Annotated in this window: 16 protein-coding genes; 11 read left to right on the plus strand and 5 right to left on the minus strand. The window is 71.7% G+C overall.

What is annotated here, in order from left to right:
* Positions 1-10: 10 nt before the first annotated feature.
* Complete coding sequence (locus ACZ7L7_RS33080) at positions 11-844, minus strand: diacylglycerol kinase family protein (RefSeq protein WP_472077824.1); 834 nt, start codon at positions 842-844, stop codon at positions 11-13.
* 186 nt (positions 845-1,030) lie between these two features.
* On the opposite strand from ACZ7L7_RS33080, the gene ACZ7L7_RS33085 reads away from it, so the two are divergent.
* From ACZ7L7_RS33085 to ACZ7L7_RS33100, 4 genes are all read left to right on the plus strand, one after another.
* Positions 1,031-2,314 carry an adenylosuccinate synthase gene (locus tag ACZ7L7_RS33085; RefSeq protein WP_285514288.1) on the plus strand — a complete coding sequence of 428 codons (1,284 nt, stop codon included), beginning with the start codon at positions 1,031-1,033 and terminating at the stop codon, positions 2,312-2,314.
* Between the two features lie 129 nt (positions 2,315-2,443).
* Positions 2,444-2,833 (plus strand): hypothetical protein, encoded by a 390-nt coding sequence (locus tag ACZ7L7_RS33090; RefSeq protein WP_285514287.1) that lies wholly within the window; start codon positions 2,444-2,446, stop codon positions 2,831-2,833.
* A gap of 13 nt (positions 2,834-2,846) precedes the next feature.
* Complete coding sequence (locus ACZ7L7_RS33095; protein WP_472077825.1) at positions 2,847-6,275, plus strand: NACHT domain-containing protein; 3,429 nt, start codon at positions 2,847-2,849, stop codon at positions 6,273-6,275.
* A 111-nt stretch (positions 6,276-6,386) separates the two neighbouring features.
* Positions 6,387-6,683 (plus strand): DUF3303 family protein, encoded by a 297-nt coding sequence (locus tag ACZ7L7_RS33100; RefSeq protein ID WP_285514364.1) that lies wholly within the window; start codon positions 6,387-6,389, stop codon positions 6,681-6,683.
* A 7-nt stretch (positions 6,684-6,690) separates the two neighbouring features.
* Here ACZ7L7_RS33100 and ACZ7L7_RS33105 read toward each other — a convergent pair whose 3' ends face one another.
* The 3 genes from ACZ7L7_RS33105 to ACZ7L7_RS33115 all read right to left on the minus strand — a co-directional run bounded on the left by ACZ7L7_RS33105 (position 6,691) and on the right by ACZ7L7_RS33115 (position 9,653).
* Positions 6,691-7,341: a hypothetical protein gene (locus ACZ7L7_RS33105; protein WP_472077826.1), complete on the minus strand. Its 651-nt coding sequence runs from the start codon at positions 7,339-7,341 to the stop codon at positions 6,691-6,693.
* A gap of 124 nt (positions 7,342-7,465) precedes the next feature.
* Entirely contained in the window at positions 7,466-8,164 is a 699-nt protein-coding gene (locus tag ACZ7L7_RS33110) for a GntR family transcriptional regulator (RefSeq protein WP_285514284.1), read from the minus strand.
* A gap of 133 nt (positions 8,165-8,297) precedes the next feature.
* On the minus strand, positions 8,298-9,653 hold the full coding sequence (locus tag ACZ7L7_RS33115) for an aspartate aminotransferase family protein (RefSeq protein WP_285514283.1): 1,356 nt from the start codon (positions 9,651-9,653) through the stop codon (positions 8,298-8,300).
* Between the two features lie 213 nt (positions 9,654-9,866).
* On the opposite strand from ACZ7L7_RS33115, the gene ACZ7L7_RS33120 reads away from it, so the two are divergent.
* The gene (locus ACZ7L7_RS33120; RefSeq protein ID WP_472077827.1) at positions 9,867-12,404 is read left to right on the plus strand and encodes a serine/threonine-protein kinase; all 2,538 of its coding nucleotides are present in this window, start codon (positions 9,867-9,869) and stop codon (positions 12,402-12,404) included.
* 8 nt (positions 12,405-12,412) lie between these two features.
* Here the strand turns inward: ACZ7L7_RS33120 and ACZ7L7_RS33125 are convergent, their stop codons facing one another.
* On the minus strand, positions 12,413-13,123 hold the full coding sequence (locus ACZ7L7_RS33125) for an SLATT domain-containing protein (RefSeq protein ID WP_285514281.1): 711 nt from the start codon (positions 13,121-13,123) through the stop codon (positions 12,413-12,415).
* 253 nt (positions 13,124-13,376) lie between these two features.
* On the opposite strand from ACZ7L7_RS33125, the gene ACZ7L7_RS33130 reads away from it, so the two are divergent.
* The 6 genes from ACZ7L7_RS33130 (at position 13,377) to ACZ7L7_RS33155 (ending at position 17,485) form a co-directional block, all read left to right on the plus strand.
* On the plus strand, positions 13,377-13,718 hold the full coding sequence (locus ACZ7L7_RS33130) for a YbaB/EbfC family nucleoid-associated protein (RefSeq protein ID WP_285514280.1): 342 nt from the start codon (positions 13,377-13,379) through the stop codon (positions 13,716-13,718).
* 69 nt (positions 13,719-13,787) lie between these two features.
* On the plus strand, positions 13,788-14,387 hold the full coding sequence (gene recR / locus ACZ7L7_RS33135; protein ID WP_261719021.1) for a recombination mediator RecR: 600 nt from the start codon (positions 13,788-13,790) through the stop codon (positions 14,385-14,387).
* Positions 14,380-15,042 (plus strand): DUF5063 domain-containing protein, encoded by a 663-nt coding sequence (locus tag ACZ7L7_RS33140; RefSeq protein ID WP_285514279.1) that lies wholly within the window; start codon positions 14,380-14,382, stop codon positions 15,040-15,042. Before recR ends, ACZ7L7_RS33140 begins: the two co-directional genes overlap by 8 nt.
* A 90-nt stretch (positions 15,043-15,132) precedes the next feature.
* On the plus strand, positions 15,133-15,963 hold the full coding sequence (locus tag ACZ7L7_RS33145) for a helix-turn-helix domain-containing protein (protein ID WP_261719023.1): 831 nt from the start codon (positions 15,133-15,135) through the stop codon (positions 15,961-15,963).
* A complete protein-coding gene (locus ACZ7L7_RS33150; protein ID WP_285430231.1) occupies positions 15,956-16,207 on the plus strand; it encodes a DUF397 domain-containing protein in 252 nt (83 codons plus the stop codon). Before ACZ7L7_RS33145 ends, ACZ7L7_RS33150 begins: the two co-directional genes overlap by 8 nt.
* Positions 16,208-16,492: 285 nt before the next feature.
* Positions 16,493-17,485 carry a hypothetical protein gene (locus ACZ7L7_RS33155; protein WP_471431077.1) on the plus strand — a complete coding sequence of 331 codons (993 nt, stop codon included), beginning with the start codon at positions 16,493-16,495 and terminating at the stop codon, positions 17,483-17,485.
* The last annotated feature ends 47 nt before the right edge of the window (positions 17,486-17,532 follow it).

The raw sequence follows: 17,532 nt of genomic DNA on the forward strand, positions 1-17,532 counted from the left end.
CGGGTCGGGCTCACTTGCCCGGCAGCACCAGCCCCAGCGCCCCCTCCCACACCGTCCACGTGCGCCTGCGCACCGGGCCCGCCTCCTGGGCGTCGGCCCGGTAGCGGAAGTCCGGTCCCGAGACCGTGATGCGGCGGCCCCGGGCCAGCAGGGGAGCCTCGTCCGCGGCGGGACGGACCTCCACCGACGCCGTACCGCAGCCGTTCGGGGTCACCGAGACGTTCTCCACCTGCTGGTCCAGGTCGATCAACGTCGTACCGTCCACCTCGACCCGCAGGCGGGTCGGGGCCGGGCCCATGGCGGTGGGGGCGGGGCTTGCCGGGGCCAGGGTGCGGAACAGGGACTGGTACGTACGCAGCCAGGGCCGGGCCTCCGCGGGCTCGGGCCGGACCGCGGGCGGCAGGGCCGGGATGCGCAGCGCGCCCAGCACCACTCCGTCGCTGTCGTCGACGAGTACGTCCACCCGGCGCTCCACGCCGTCCAGGACCGCCCGCGCCGCCGCCACCGCGCCCGTGGGCACCCCCAGCGCCCCGGCCAGCGTCAGCGCCGCGCCCACCGGCACCACCGACAGCGCGCATCCGGACAGCTCCCGGCGCCGGTGCAGCAGGGACACCGCGCGCACCAGGGCCCGGTCGTCGCCGACCACGACCGGGCGCCGTGAGCCCCTTCGGGTGAGCGCGCGGGCGAATTCCTCCGGCCCCTCCGGCAGGCACACCTTCGTCGCGGCACCCGCGCTGAGCACGTCTTTCGCGATCCGCACGGACTCTCCGTCCGTATGCCGGGCGACCGGGTCGATGACCACCAGCAGCTGTTCGGACGTCGCGGAAGTCGCCACCTCGGCCATGCCTCGCTTCCTCGGGTAGCATCTTTGTGCAAGAGCCCCTTGCGCTATTGCGCCAGGGGCTTCGTCTATTCCGGGGCATCCGGTCCGACGGTTTGCGGCCAACGAAGGTCGCCGGTGTATCACCCGCACAGGTGCGGCGTACACCCCTGACCTTGGACATGCCCCGCCCGGAAGGGGTGTACGCGCGTGCCCGCACTTGTGCTGCTCGGTGCTCAGTGGGGTGACGAAGGCAAGGGAAAGGCGACCGACCTGCTCGGTGGCTCGGTCGATTATGTGGTGCGCTACCAGGGCGGCAACAACGCCGGCCACACGGTGGTCGTGGGCGATCAGAAGTACGCCCTGCACCTGCTCCCTTCCGGAATCCTCTCCCCGGGGTGCACCCCGGTCATCGGCAACGGCGTCGTCGTCGACCCGTCGGTCCTGCTCTCCGAGCTGAGCGGTCTGAACGAGCGAGGCGTCGACACGTCCAAGCTCCTGATCAGCGGCAACGCCCACATCATCACGCCGTACAACGTCACCGTCGACAAGGTGACGGAACGCTTCCTCGGCAAGCGCAAGATCGGCACCACCGGACGCGGCATCGGCCCGACCTACGCGGACAAGATCAACCGCGTCGGCATCCGGGTGCAGGACCTCTACGACGAGTCCATCCTGACGCAGAAGGTCGAGGCGGCCCTCGACGTCAAGAACCAGCTCCTCACCAAGCTCTACAACCGCCGCGCGATCGCCGTCGGCCAGGTCGTCGAGGAGCTGCTGCACTACGCCGAGCAGATCAAGCCGTACGTCGCCGACACGGTGCTGATCCTCAACCAGGCCCTGGAGGACGACAAGGTCGTGCTCTTCGAGGGCGGCCAGGGCACCCTGCTCGACATCGACCACGGCACGTACCCCTTCGTCACCTCCTCCAACCCGACCGCCGGCGGCGCCTGCACGGGCGCGGGCGTGGGCCCGACGAAGATCAGCCGGGTCATCGGCATCCTCAAGGCGTACACCACCCGCGTCGGCGCCGGCCCGTTCCCGACCGAACTCTTCGACGAGGACGGCGAGGCCCTGCGCCGCATCGGCGGCGAGCGCGGTGTCACCACCGGCCGCGACCGGCGCTGCGGCTGGTTCGACGCGGTCATCGCCCGCTACGCCACCCGCGTCAACGGCCTGACCGACTTCTTCCTCACCAAGCTCGACGTGCTCACCGGCTGGGAGCAGATCCCGGTCTGCGTCGCCTACGAGATCGACGGCAAGCGGGTCGAGGAACTGCCCTACTCGCAGTCCGACTTCCACCACGCCAAGCCGATCTACGAGACCCTGCCGGGCTGGTCGGAGGACATCACCAAGGCCAAGTCCTTCTCCGACCTGCCGAAGAACGCGCAGAACTACGTGAAGGCGCTGGAGGAGATGTCCGGCGCCCCGATCTCCGCGATCGGCGTGGGCCCGGGCCGCGACGAGACGATCGAGATCAACTCCTTCCTGTAGGAGCCGGCCTCGGCATCAGGGGCGTCCCCGTGTGTGGGGGCGCCCCTTTTCGAGCTCTGTTTTGAACTCTGTCCGGAGCACCCCCTGTTGCCCTACCCTCGACGCACGACCTCGGGGGAGGGGTGGGGCGTGGAGATCGCACCGGAACTGTTGATGGCGCTGGCGTCGGGCACCGCCGGGGCAGCGGGGCAGCAGATCTGGGCGTCGCTCAGCGGCCTGCTCCGGCGCCGCCCGCCGGACGGGACGCCCACCGGCGAGGGCGAACTGGCGGCACTCGACGAGCACACGGACGACGCCGACCGGGCCCGCGAACTGGCCAACGTGCTCGTGCTCAGGGCGGACCGGGATCCGGAGTTCGCCCAGGCGCTGGAGGAGTGGCGGCGGCAGGCCGAGGACTGGGAACGGGCACGCGCGGCGACCGGCTCCGGTGAGAACCGCAACGAGATCAGCGGGGGCGAGTTCAAGGGCCCGGTCATCGTGGCGCGGGACATCAACGGCCCGATGACCTTCGGCCAGTAGGACCCCGTCGGCGATGCCCGAGATCTCCGGGGGGAAGTACGACGCGCCCGTCGTCATGGCGCAGAACATCAACGGTCCCGTCCACTTCGACAGCCCCCGGCCCGAGGAACAGCCCGCCGGGCGCCGCCGGACGCCGCTGCGCTCCGCCGGGCCCCTGGTCCTGCTCGGCCTGCTGATCTACGCCGGGATCTCGCTGAAGCCTGTCGAGGAGATGCTGTCGCCGGGCGCACGCCGCCTCTTCGCCCTGACGGGCGTGGGGCTGATGGTCGTGGGCTCGCTGTGGTGGGTCACCACCGTCGCGGGGCTCACCGCACGGCTGCGGGAACGGTTCGCGCCGCGCCGAAGACTTGCGCCCGCCCAACTGGACGCGGCGGCGGACTCCTTGGCGACGGTGCTGGCCGACGAGTACGCCCGCGACGAGAAGCAGCTCCATGTCAACGATCCGGCACCCATCCCGGTCCGCTGGTCGGCCGCCGGACCGCACCTGAGCGACCACCGCGCCAACATCCTGCGCACCCCGATCACGGCGTCCGACGGAACGGCCCAACCGCTCGACATGGAGGGCGACTTCGACGGCATCGCGGCCTTCTACGCCCGCGTCCCCAGCGGTCGCCTGGTGATTCTCGGCGCCCCCGGCGCGGGCAAGTCGGCGCTGGTCCTGCGCCTGGCACGGGACCTGCTCGGCAGCCGCGAACCAGGCGCCCCCGTCCCGGTCCTGCTGCCCATCGCCTCCTGGAACTCGGCCGAGGAGGACCCCTGGCACTGGGCGGCCCGCCGCCTGGCCGCCCTGCACCCCACGGTCCTGCGCACCCCCCAGCTCGCCCACGACCTGCTCACCTCCGGCCGCCTCCTGCCCGTCCTGGACGGCCTCGACGAACTCCCCGAGCCCGCGCGCCCCAAGGCCCTCACCCGCCTGCGCCGCACTCTGAACGAACCCGCCCGCCTGGTCCTGACCTGCCGTATCGAGGAGTACGAGGCGGCCGTCGAGGACACCGACACGGTGCTGCCCGCCGCCGCGGTCGTCCAGCTCGAACCCCTCTCTGTGGCCGACCTGGAGCGCTACCTCCCGCGCACCGCCCGCCCCACCGGCCCCGAGCACACCGACACCAAGTGGACCCCGGTCCTGGCCCGCCTGGCCGACGCCGAGGACCGGGCGCCGGAGGTCGAATCCCTGCGCGCGGTCCTGAGCACCCCCCTCATGGTCAGCCTCGCCCGCTTCGTCTACACGGGCACCCGCGCCGACCCGACCGAGCTGCTGGAGGACGACCGCTTCCGCGAACGGGCCACCCTCGAACGCCACTTGTACGACGCCTTCCTCTCCGCCGCCTACGAGGACACCGGCCGCGCGGGCTGGACCGGCGAGCAGGCCCGCGCCTGGACCGGCTACCTCGCCGCCCACCTGCGCCGCACCGGGGAGCAGGACATCGCGTGGTGGCGCCTGGGCGAGGTCGTGCCGCGCTCGGTGCGGTGGGTGGGCACGGGGCTGGCCATGGCGATCGCCGCGCTCGCGGTCGGCGTGACGGGCTACGACCACCCGTGGTGGCGGGAGTGGGTGCCGGTGCCGCCGTGGGTGGTGGTGCTGGTGCTGGGGTGCGTGGCGGCGGTGCTGGACTGGTGCCTGGACGCACCGGTGGACGCGCCGCGGCGGTTGCACTGGCCGGGGCGGGCCGATCTGCAGGCCCTGCGTTCGGAGTTGCGTCTGCTGGTCTTGATCGTTCCGCTCGCGGTGCTGTTGATCGGCGCGTTGGTGGTCCTGAACCAGAACGACTCGGCACTCAGAGGGACTGTCCTGGGCGTCGTCGTGATCCCGTCGGTGGTGCTCAGCCGGCTGATCGACCGGTTCACCCGTCTCGCAGACCCCGCCGACGCCCCCGAGCCGGCGGAACTCCTGCGCGCCGACCGGCGTACCCAGCTCGTGCTCGGCCCCTTCACCCCGGCCCGGCAGCCCCTGCGCCGCCTCTTCTGCGAGACAGCGCTGATCCTGGTCGCCGTCGTGCTGGCCTGCTGGCTGCGCATCTCGGACCGTTCCCCGGTGACCTGGGGCGACTGGGTGCTCGCCCTTGGCCTGCTGCTCCTGGCCCTGGCGGTGTGCCGCTGGTCGGTGTCGGCGGCGGGACGGCTGGCTGTCGCCCGGGTGTATCTCGCCTGCACAGGCGCCCTGCCGTGGCGGGTGATGACCTTCCTGCGCGACGCCCACCGGAGGGGAGTGCTGAGGCAGTCCGGGGGCCTGTACCGCTTCCGCCACATCGAGCTGCGCAACCGGCTCGCCGAGGGGACGGGGGTGACCGAGGACGGCACCAGCAACCCCGATCCGGCACGCGAGGAGGACGCACGGCCGCCGCTGGTCGACCTGCTCTTCGCCGGGCCGCTCCTGATCCTCTTCGCCGCCGGCCTGGCGTCGGTGCTGATGCTCCCCGACTTCAAGTACCCGCACGAAGAGCTGCCCGAGCCCTGCGCGTTGGTCGGTCCGGCCCACCGTCAGCAACTCTTCGCCGACCCGGTGAAGAAGGAGGACCGGAACTCCTGCGCCCTGGACGAGCGCTCGCCGTTCCGGCCGGACCGGCGTCTGACGATCACCACCGCTCTGTGGTGGTCGAACTGGACGGACGGCAGCGGTACCGACATGGCCCGGCGGTACTTCGACGAGATCGAGGTGCGCGACAACAAGCCGCTCTCCGGGCTCGGCGACGAGGCGATGGTGCTGATGAGGCCCGACGGCCGGCACAAGGAGCCGAAGACGGTGGTCACCGTGCGCACCGGCAATGTGCTCCTGTGGGTGGAGTACAGCGAGCAGTACGCCGAACCCGTGCGCGTGTACGAGGTGGCCATCCTCCTCGCCCGGGACGCCCTGCGCCGGGCGTCGGCCCCGGACGCGGACGTCGGCACCGACCCCCGCGCCCTCGCCGACATCCCGCCCGCGAAGCTGCCCGACCCGTTGCCGATCGCCGCGTACCGGAGAGTGCCGGAGCAGTCGCTGCGCGGCGCCGTCTGGAGGGACGAGGAGCACTCGGACATCCACACGTTCATGCGGCTGGAGGTGCCGGTCAGGCTGCCCCCCGACTTCACCTGCAGTGAGGGGGACAAGCCGTCGGAGGACGGCGATACGACCGCGCGGTGCAGCGTCAACGGCAATGATCCTCCGCTGCTGGACATGGCGGACCTGCCGTGCGGGAGGGAATCCTGCCCGTCCTCGGTGACCGGGGCATTCCGCACCCGGTGGGTGGGCGGCGACACCCGGAACTGGCGGCGCACCCCCACCGGCGACGGCCGCTACCTGGAGCGCGACACCAAGAAGGGCGAGTACGAGCTGATCCTCTTCGTCCCCGACCACCGCGACGACGGCGAGCACCAGCTCTGGTTCCGCGCGCTTGTCGACATGGACGACGTCGAGCTGGCCCAGAAGATGGTCAACGCGGCGTATACGCAGGTGACCGCCCAATAACCGCCCAATATCCGCCCTGGACCGGCCCCTCAACTCCACCCTGCAGAACCGGACAGACGGGGCATATCCTGAAGCAGGGCGATGGGTGGGGAGAAGGCGAGGGCGAGCCGGATGCGGATGATGATGAAGGTGACGGTCGACATCGACAAGGGCAATGAGGCCGTCCGCGGCGGGCGGATGCCGGAGATCATGAAAGGGGCGCTGGAGGCGCTGAAGCCGGAGGCGGCGTACTTCGGGCCCGAGGGTGGTCAGCGCACCTGCTGGATGGTGCTCGACCTCCAGGACAGCTCCCAACTCCCGCCCACGGCGGAGCCGTTCTTCGAGGAGCTGAACGCGAAGGTCGAGTTCACCCCGGTGATGAACGCCGAGGACCTGCAGAAGGGCCTCTCCCAGCTGCGCGGCGCCTGAGCCCCCGTCAGCTGAAGACGATCATCGACCCCTGCGCCAGACTCCGGGTCGCGGCCGCGTGCAGGCCCAGCCAGACATGGCGTTCGCGGGCGAAGGGACTGGGGTCGTACGGAGCGGGCACGGCGGGCTCCTCCAACTCCGTGGGCGCCAGCGGCGGTTGCGGCGCCTCCGGAGGGTTGACCGGGTCGATGCCGATCGACGGGGCCACGAACTCCAGCTCCCTCAGCAGGGTCTGCGAGGAGCCCAGGGGGCCGCCCCCGGCGAGGAGTTCGTCGCTGGAGAGCGGATGCGGGAAGTCCACGGGGACGTAGGCGCCCGCGTGGTCGTAGTGCCAGACCAGGTGCGACTGCTGGGCCGTGGCCTCGAACATCTCCAGCAGCTGCTCGTAGTCCCCGCCCAGTTCGTCCACCGGGGTCACCGGCAGCTGGCACACCTGGAGCAGGTAGGCCCGGCGCAGGAAGTGCAGCGCGTCGTAGTCGAACCCGGCCACCGGGGCGACCTCGCCGGACAGGCCCGGCATGTACTGGTACACCGGCACCGGCGGCAGTCCGGACTCGGCGAGCACCTTGTTGTATTGCGCGAGTTCCTCGGCGAACGGGTTGTCGGGCGTGTGGCACAACACGTCGACGAGCGGTACCAGCCACAGGTCACAGGCCAAAAGAGGACTCCTCGCGTAGCGGGGCGTAGCGCCATGGTCAGGGAAGAGTAATCGGTGCGGCCCGGGGAGGAACCCTTCAGTACCGGTCGTGGGCCGGGACGGTGCATATCCCTTACCCCGGGCCTCAGGAGGCGAGTCGCCCGATCAGGGACAACCAGTGCGCGTTGTACTCGGCGACGATCACCCGCGCCGCCTTCAGATCGCGGCGGGCGAGCGCGTCCACCAGCTCGGTGTGCGCCGACCACAGCTGCCCGCGCAGATCGGTCAGCAGGCGCAGGTGCTGCACCGCGCAGACCCAGGACTGCACGCGCAGCCGGTGCAGGAAGTCGGCGAGGTAGGGGTTGCCGAACAGCGCCCCGAGTTCGCGCCAGAAGCGCAGGTCGTAGCCGATGAGGACGGTCAGGTCACCGGCGTTCGCGGCGCGCTGCGCCTCCTCGCCACGGCGGCGGACCCCGGCCAGCGCGGCGGCGGTACGGGGGTCGTCGGGGCCGGGGTGTCCCGGGCGGCCCTCGGCGAGGGCGTCGAACATGCCCTCGATCACGATGGTGCGGGCCTCGACGATGCCCCGGTAGTCGTCGAAGGAGTACGTACGGACCTTGAAGCCCCGGTGCTGGTCCGCCTCCAGCAGACCCTGCGCGGACAGGTCGACCAGCGCCTCGCGCACCGGGGTGGCGGAGACGCCGTACTGCTCGGCTATCTCCTTGACCGTGAACGCCTGCCCCGGCTGCAGCCGTCCGCCCAGCACCTCGTCCCGCAGCGCGTCCGCGATCTGCTGGCGCAGGGTGCTGCGGGTGACGGCACCGTTGCCGGTGGAGCCGGGCATGGGCGGAGGGTCTCCTCGTCGCGGGACGGCGTACACGTACTTCTACGAGCACGCCACCTTACGCGTTCGCCCCACGGCCCGGCTCCCGGGTGACGCCGACCACATCAGCCGCCACAACAACGGCTCTTGACGGCTACTTTGTGTGTTCGTCGGCCACCGAAAGAGCCGCGTCCAGGGCCGCCAGGCCCTCCTTCAGTTCGGACTCGGAGACGTTGCACGGCGGGACCACGTGCGTGCGGTTCATGTTCACGAACGGCCAGATGCCGTGCTTCTTCGCGGCGGCGGCGAAGGCGGCCATCGGGGCGTTGGCCTCACCGGCCGCGTTGTACGGCACCAGCGGCTCGCGGGTCTCCCTGTCCTTGACCAGGTCCAGCGCCCAGAACATGCCCACGCCGCGCACCTCGCCGACGCTCGGGTGCCGCTCGGCCAGCTCCCGCAGCGCGGGCTCCAGCACGGTGGCGCCCAGTCGGGCCGCGTTCTCCACGACGCCCTCCTCCGCCATGACGTTGATCGTCGCGACGGCGGCGGCGCAGGCCAGCGGGTGACCGGAGTAGGTCAGACCGCCCGGGTAGGCGCGCTTGCCGAAGGTCTCCGCGATCGCCCCGGAGATCGCCACACCGCCCAGCGGCACATACCCGGAGTTCACGCCCTTGGCGAAGGTCATCAGGTCGGGGACGACACCGAAGTGGTCGGCGGCGAACCACTCACCGGTCCGCCCGAACCCGGCCATCACCTCGTCCAGGACGAAGACGATGCCGTACTTGTCGCATATCTCACGCACACCGGCGAGATAGCCCGGCGGCGGCACCATGATCCCGGCGGTGCCCGGGATGGTCTCCAGGATGATCGCGGCGACGGTCGACGGCCCCTCGAAGGCGATCGTCGTCTCCAGGTGCTCCAGCGCCCGCGCGCACTCCTGCTCCTCGGTCTCGGCGTAGAAGCGGGAGCGGTACAGGTACGGCGCCCAGAAGTGGACCACTCCGGCGCTCGCGCTGTCGGAGGGCCAGCGGCGCGGGTCGCCGGTGATGTTCACGGCCTGCTGGGTGCCGCCGTGGTACGAGCGGTACGCCGAGAGCACCTTGGGGCGGCCCGTGTGCAGCCGGGCCATGCGCACCGCGTGCTCGACGGCGTCCGCGCCGCCGTTGGTGAAGAAGATCTTGTCCAGGTCGCCCGGGGTGCGCTCGGCGATCAGCCGCGCCGCCTCCGAACGGGACTCCACGGCGAACGCGGGCGCGAACGTCGTCATCTTCGCCGCCTGCTCCTGGATCGCCGCGACGACCTTCGGGTGCTGGTAGCCGATGTTGGTGTAGACGAGGCCGCTGGTGAAGTCCAGGTAGCGGTTGCCGTCGTAGTCCCAGAAGTACGACCCCTCGGCGCCGGCGACGGCGAGCGGGTCGATGAGCTCCTGGGCGGACCAGGAGTGGAAGACATGCGCGCGGTCCGCGGCCTTCACGGCGGCGCCGACCTCGGGGTTTGGCTGAGGGGTCATGCGGCCGAGGGTAAATGTCCGCGATGCGGAAGCGATATCGGCGTCCTGTCTGCGGGACGGGACTTTCCGCGACAGGTTGTCGACAACTCCGGGCGTGCCCGTACGGGCGCGGGCTGTTACGGAACCGTAGACCCGCCCGCACTGACCTCCCCGTATGCCCGCACTATCGTGGATCCGTCGCAGGGGGCGGCGCGGTATGGGGGAGGGCCCGTCATGGATCAGCTGGGACCGGGAGATCCGCAGCGGATCGGCGCCTATCGGCTGCTGGCCCGGCTCGGGGCCGGCGGGATGGGGCAGGTGTATCTCGCCCGGTCGGAGCGCGGGCGCACGGTCGCGGTGAAGCTGGTCCGGGCGGAACTGGCCGCGCAGGAGGAGTTCCGGGCGCGGTTCCGGCAGGAGGTGAACTCCGCGCGTCGGGTGGGCGGTCTGTGGACCGCGCCCGTGCTCGACGCGGACACCGAGGCCGAGGTGCCGTGGGTGGCCACCGGGTACGTCGCCGGGCCGAGCCTGGAGCGGGTCGTCGGGCACGACCACGGGGCGCTGCCGGAGCGTTCGGTACGGATCCTCGCGGCGGGGCTCGCGCACGCGCTCACCGACATCCACGCCGCCGGGATCGTCCACCGCGACCTCAAGCCGTCCAACGTCCTGGTCACCATCGACGGGCCGCGCGTTATCGACTTCGGCATCGCGCGGGCGCTGGAGACCATCGCCGAGTCCGGCCTGACCCGCACCGGCGCGCTCGTCGGCTCGCCGGGCTTCATGGCGCCCGAGCAGGTGCGCGGCGACCGCATCACGCCCGCCTGCGACGTCTTCTGCCTCGGCTCCGTCCTGGCCTACGCCGCCACCGGCCGCCTTCCCTTCGGCGCGGGCGGCAGCGGTGTGCACGCGCAGATGTTCCGCGTCGCCCAGGAGGAACCGGACCTGGAGGGCGTCCCCGAGGGCATCGCCGACCTGGTCCGCGACTGCCTGCGCAAGGACCCGGCCTCCCGCCCGCCGCTCGCCCACATCCTGGAGCGCACCGGCGCCGACGACACGGTCTCCGACGGCCGCTCCCGCGACCCGTGGCTGCCGAGCGCTCTGGTCGCGCAGCTGGGGCGGCACGCGGTGGGGCTGCTGGACGCGGAGGAGCCGTTGGCGCCGGGTGCCGCCGGGGGTTCGGGGTCTGTGGGGGCGCCGGGCGCTGGCGGGGGTTCGGGGCCTGTGGGGGCGCCGGGTGCTGCCGGGGCGGGCGGTGCTGGGGGTGCTGCCGGTGCGGTGGGCGCGGGTTCGGCGGGCGGTGCCGTGCCGGGGGCTCGGGCTGCGGGAGCCGGAGCCCCTGGGGTTGGCCCGGGCGCCGGGGGCGGTGCGGGAGCGGACCGTGCCGGGGCCGGGCCTGCGGGGCCGGTAGCGCCCGGCGCCGGAGGCGCTGCGGCGAGCTCTGATCGTGCCGGGGCCGTGCCCGGGGCGCCGGGAGGCGCTGGGGCCGGAGCGGCGCCCGGAGTTCCGGGGAGCCCGGGGGCCGACGGTGCCGCAGCCGCGCCGGGCGCTCCCGGCCATGCCGGCGCTGTGTCCGGAGGGTCCGGGAACCCTGGCGGTGTGCCCGGTGCGCCTGCCGACCCCGGCGCTGTGTCCGGAGGGCCCGGGAACCCCGGCGGTGTGCCCGGTGCGCCTGCCAACCCGGGCGTTGTGCCTGGTACGCCCGCCACCCCCGGCGCTGCCCCAGGCGCCCCCGGGAACCCCGGCGCTGCACCCGGGACACCCCCCACCCCCGGCGCTGCCCCAGGCGCCCCCGGGAACCCCGGCCCCGTGCCGCCGAACAGCGCCGCCCCTGCCGTAGGCCTGGCCAAGGGCCCCGTACCCGGCCCCGGCCCCGCCGCCGCGCCCCCCGCTCCCAGATCCCCCGAGCACGCCGCCGTCGCCGATGACGCCGCCCCCGCCGGGGCGCAGGGCGCCCCGGCGGGGCCGCCCGTGCCCGGGCAGCCCGGGGTCGGCGGGCCGATGGGGCACCTGCCCACCATGACCGCGGGCCAGCCGCCGCTGCCCCCGGCGCCGCCCGCCGGGGCCTTCGGGGCGCCGCATCCCGCCGCCGCGCCCGCGCCGTACGGCTATCCGCACCCCTCCTACCAGCCCCCGCCGTCCTACTCCACCCCGCCCTACGGCTCCACCCCGCCGTACGGACCGGGCATGCCGCCGCCCGAGGGGCCGCGCCGCAGCGGGCGTTCCACGGCGCTGCTGCTCGTCGTGGCGCTGATCGTGGCGGTGGCCGCCGGGGGCTCGGTCTATGCCCTGATGAACAGCTCCGACGACGGCACCGAGGGCCGCGGCAGCGGGGACTCGCCCAGTCCGACCGTGCAGTCGAGCGCGCCGGTCACCCCGGGTCCGACGACCGGGGACCCGAGCCCGTCGCCGTCGCCCTCCCCGTCCGGGGACGGGACCATCCCGGCCGAGTTCCTCGGCACCTGGTCCACGACGATCGACAACGACGCCGGGCACCACACCCGCCGGCTGACCATCCAGCAAGGCGAGGTGGGCGACACCGTGCTCTCCCTGGTCGCGGACGGCGCGGACTACCACTGCGTCTTCCAGGCGTCGCTGGCCGAAGAGCCCGCAGGGGGCGGCCCGTTGGCGATCGGCCCGTCCACGGTCACCGTCGGCGAACCGCCCTCGTCCTGCACCCCGGGCGCCGCCTCCACGCTCACGCTGCTCGGCGACGGCAGCCTGGAGCGGGTGAACACACAGACGGGGGAGAAGCTGACGTACACCCGCGAGTAGAGGACCGACTACCGGGGTTCCGGCGGCCGCTGCCGGGGCATGTTCGGGCGGGCCGTGCCGCCGGGCGGCAGGGGGAAGCGGCCGTGCACGACCGTGCCGTCCTGCCGGGAGCCCCCCGCCACCGCGCCCTGGATGCCCATCGGCGCCTGCCCGGTGCGGAACTCGACCATCCACTCCGCGGTCTCCGTGCGCACCAGCTCGGTCACGTCGTCGGAGAACCGCCGCAGCACCCCGAGACACCGCTCGGCCGCCTCGCTCGCCGTGCCCTCCGCGGGCCCCAGTACCTCGCGCACGCTCTCCGAGGCCCAGTCGAACTGGAGTACCTGGAGTCGCCGCTGCACCGCCTGCGCCGTGGCCACGTCCCTTATCCACCCGGAGGTGACCCCGAAGAAGCGGTCCACGCCGACGCAGGCGACCGCCAGCAGCAGCGCCAGATACCCCCACGGCGCGACCCCGCCCATCACCCCGGTCAGGTCCAGCAGCGGCAGCGCGGCCCCGGCCACCGCGCCCAGCGCAGCGCCGCCGCGCAGTACGCGGGCCCCGCGCCGCTTCCACACCCGGTCCGCGAGATACCAGGCCGCCGTGTCGAGAGCACCCTGCTCCACCCACTGGTACAGCTCGTCCAGCCGCACCGCGGGCTCGCCCCAGTCGCCCGGCGGGAACGCCCGCCCTGTCAGATCGCCCGGTGGATACTCGGGCTGCATCTCCGGCTGACCCACCCGGCACTCCCTACCTGATCCGAACCTGCTCCGACCGATCACCTTCCGTCACACTCCGTGACGGCCGACTTCTGCGCCGAACCTTCCTACCGCCCAACGGGTGGCGAAGAGGCGGCTTTGGCGGCTTTTACGCTCGGAAGGGGCCCTTGATCAGGTATAGGGCTCCCCATCGGCTCACTCGAAAGAGTGCCGGGGCGACGGGTTCGCGGAACACGTAGGCTCGTTCCAGAAGCCAGACGACAAGGAGCTGATCGTGATCCCCGGTGGTGGCCAGCCCAACATGCAGCAGCTGCTCCAGCAGGCCCAGAAGATGCAGCAGGACCTGGCGAACGCGCAGGAGGAACTGGCGAGGACCGAGGTCGACGGGCAGGCGGGCGGCGGCCTGGTCAAGGCCACGGTGACCGGCGCCGGTGAGCTGCGCGCCCTCAAGATCGACCCGAAGGCGGTCGACCCGGAGGACACCGAGACCCTCGCCGACCTGATCGTGGCGGCCGTCCAGGCGGCCAACCAGAACGCCCAGACCCTCCAGCAGCAGAAGCTCGGCCCGCTCGCCCAGGGCCTCGGTGGCGGCGGCATCCCCGGCCTGCCCTTCTGAACCTTTCGGAGACGGGCCGCGGCCCTCTACGGTACGTAGTGAAGGAACCCCAGGAAGGACGGCAGTCCGTTGTACGAAGGCGTGGTCCAGGACCTGATCGACGAGCTGGGTCGGCTGCCCGGCGTCGGTCCCAAGAGCGCGCAGCGGATCGCCTTCCACATCCTCCAGGCGGAACCGACCGACGTACGGCGCCTCGCGCAGGCCCTGATGGAGGTCAAGGCGAAGGTCCGCTTCTGCGCGACCTGCGGCAACGTCGCCCAGGAGGAACTGTGTGGCATCTGCCGGGACGTACGTCGCGACGCGTCGGTGATCTGCGTGGTGGAGGAGCCCAAGGACGTGGTCGCCATCGAGCGCACCCGTGAGTTCCGGGGCCGCTACCACGTCCTGGGCGGCGCGATCAGCCCCATCGAGGGCGTGGGCCCCGACGACCTGCGGATACGAGAACTCCTCGCCCGGCTGGCCGACGGTACGGTCACGGAGCTGATCCTGGCCACGGACCCGAATCTGGAAGGCGAGGCGACGGCCACGTATCTCGCCCGCATGATCAAGCCCATGGGCCTCAAGGTCACCCGCCTGGCCAGCGGCCTCCCGGTGGGTGGCGACCTGGAATACGCGGACGAGGTCACCCTCGGACGCGCCTTCGAGGGGAGACGACTCCTAGATGTCTGACGCCACGCTGCACGCGACGAACCAGGACCCGGACGACTTCGCGGTCCAGATCGCGGACCAGGTAGAGAGCTTCCTCGTCGCCGTCATGGAGGTGGCGAAGGGCGACGAACCGGAGTCGGCGATCCCCTTCCTGCTGCTGGAGGTCTCCCAACTGCTGCTGGCCGGCGGCCGGCTGGGCGCGCACGAGGACATCGTCCCCGAGGAGCGCTACGAGCCGGACCTCGGCCCGGAGCCGGACGTGGACGAACTGCGCGAGAACCTCGCCCGGCTGCTGGACCCGGTGGACGTCTACTCGGAGGTCTTCGACCCGTACGAGCCGCGCAAGGCGTCCGTACCGGCCCGGATCTCCGACGACCTGGCCGACGTCATCACCGACCTGCGCCACGGCATGGCCCACTACCGCGCGGGCCGCACCACGGAGGCGCTGTGGTGGTGGCAGTTCTCCTACTTCTCCAACTGGGGCTCCACGGCCTCCGCGACCCTGCGCGCCCTGCAGTCCGTCCTGGCCCACGTCCGCCTGAACCAGCCCCTGGAGGAGCTGGACGGCCTGGACACCGACCAGTCCATGGGCGACGACACCCTGGAGTTCGAGGCGGGCCGTGTGATGGCGGAGGAGATCGCGGGCCCGCTGGGCCTGGGCCGCCCGGCGAAGTAGGACCCGACCGGATCACCGCGAACCGGCCCCCTGACAGTGAGAGCGGAACTACGCTGGGTAGTCGACGGCGTATCACCCCTGGGGGCCGCGATGTCGGGTCGGAACAGCTCCAAGTCCAACTCCAACTCCCAGCCGCCGGTCGCCTGGCGTTACAGCGGCGACCAGATGAAACGCTGGCGCATCAAGGCGGACATCACCCGCGAACAGCTCGCCTCCGCTGCGAACTACTCCCCGGAAACCATCATGTCGATGGAACGCGGGGTACGCCGGCCGACGCCGCGCGTCCTCGACATCGCCGATGAACTGTGCGGCGCGGAAGGCATGTTGAGCGCGGGCAAGCAGTTCCTGGACCGCGAACGGTTTCCGGCGCGGGCGCAGGACTTCATGGAGCGGGAGAGGGAGGCGACCAGCGTCTGGTGGTACGACGTCTCGCTCGTACCCGGGCTGTTGCAGACGGAGGAGTACGCGCGTGCCCTCATCGACAGCCGCATCCCGCCTCTGGACGAGGAGACGGTGCAAGAGCGCGTCGCGGGTCGCATGGAACGGCAGTTGATCCTCACCGAACGGAAGCCGCCGGTGGGTTTGAGCTTCGTCCTGTACGAGGCTGTACTCCGCGCACCGCAGGTGAACGCCGCACAGCTGCGCCACCTGTTGGAGGTGGGGCAGCTGCGGAACGTCGTGTTGCAGGTGCTTCCCTTCGAACGAGCCATCAGCGATGCGCTCTTGGGTTCCATGGTGCTGCTGGAGACCCGTGACCACGAGCGATGCGCTTTCTCCGAAGGGCCATTCGCCAGCGAGCTTTCGGCTGATCCGGGGGTTGTCAGCCGGGTCACCGAGCGGCTTAGCATGATCCGCACGCAGGCTCTCGGGCCCGATGAGTCGGCCCAATTCATCGAGCGGATGGTGGACAGCCGTGATTGACCAGCGGAAGTGGTTCAAGTCCAGCTACAGCGACAACGAGGGCGGTGCCTGCGTCGAGGTCGCGCTCGACTGGTTCAAGTCCGGCTACAGCGACAGTGAGGGCGGTAACAGCGTCGAAGTAGCGTTCGCCACCCGCATCCACGTCCGTGACTCCAAGACGCCGACGGGCCCTGAACTCCACCTCGCCGCCCCTGCCTGGGCGGCTTTCCTCTCCGGAGTTTCCGCAGGTCGGCCCGGAGCTTGAGCCTCGGGCCCCGAGCCCTTCCATGGGTTTTCGGGATGTGGGTTCTTGGTTGAAAACCAACCAACCAGCCAAGTCTGAAGGTGAGTTGAGGCGTCGTACCTCAAATGAGTGACGTTCTGTGAACGACTTGCTTCGCAGCGTGATGTCGCCCTAGGTTCGCGGCACATAGATCGGCCCCGGTCGGTGCGCCAACACCGGCTCCGGGGCCTAACCGACGAGCGAATCGGACCTTCGATCGTGGCTTACGACAACCCTAGCGCCGTACTGCCGTCCCCGTCCCACCCGATGGCCAAAACGGGTTACGGCAAACGCTCCGCGGGTGACGAAGACCCGCACGCCGACCCGGACTTCGCACATCTGAATCCCCGGGACCGAGAGATCGCCGTCTTCGTCGACCACCTCGAAGAGGGCCACGCGATGGGCTACAAGGCCATCGCGGCCGGCCACCCCCGCTACGGCCAGCAGGCCGTGCGCACGTCACTGGGCCGCATCACGGCCGCCGGCCACCTGCGCTGGATCAAGGAGCACATCACCATCGAGGACAACTCGATGCGCTGGGTGACGCGTACGTACTGGCAGCGCACGCGCCGGTCGGCGGAGTGGTGGGCGAAGTTCGCGGAGGAGCGGCACGGCAAGGACGTGACCGAGGAGCACATGTCGGGTCTGGTCCGCGGCGAGCCGAACGAAGAGCCGGAGCCGGACGCGGTGCCGGAGCCGGATGAGGAACCGGCCGAGCAGCCGAGCACTGCCTACCAGGCCCTCGCGGACGTGCGCGCCGCCGACGACCGTATGCCGCTGTCCGAGCGCGACTGCCGCTCCCTCGAACCGCTCGCCGCCGAATGGCTGTCCCGTGGCGCGTCGCCGCGCGACCTCGTCAAGGCCCTGACGGAAGGGCTGCCGCCCGCCGTCACCAACCCGGGCGGACTCGCCCGCACCCGACTGGAGAACAAGATGCCTCCGAAGAAGGCGAAGATCCGGCAGAAGACGGCCCGCCGTGGCCGGGTGACCCGCGTGCTCATGTTCTGTCCGCTGTGCGACCGGGACGAGCGGACGACCGAGATCGTGAACGGCCTGTGCCGCGACTGCCTGGCGGAGATCGAGGCGGAAGGCCCCGAGCCCGGGTACGTCCCACCGACGTTCCTCCCCGGCCCGCGCGCCGGCGACAGTCTGCCCGGCGTCGACGAGCCCATCGACGTCACCGAGCCCATCGACGTCACCGAGCCCATCGATGTCACCGAGCGCGTCGAGGCACTGCGCCGCGCGGCGGGGCTGCGGTGAGGGTGCGGCAGGATTCGGTCGGGGCACCATGGAGCCAAGGAGGCGAC

This window comes from Streptomyces sp. NPDC110618, from assembly GCF_055657065.1.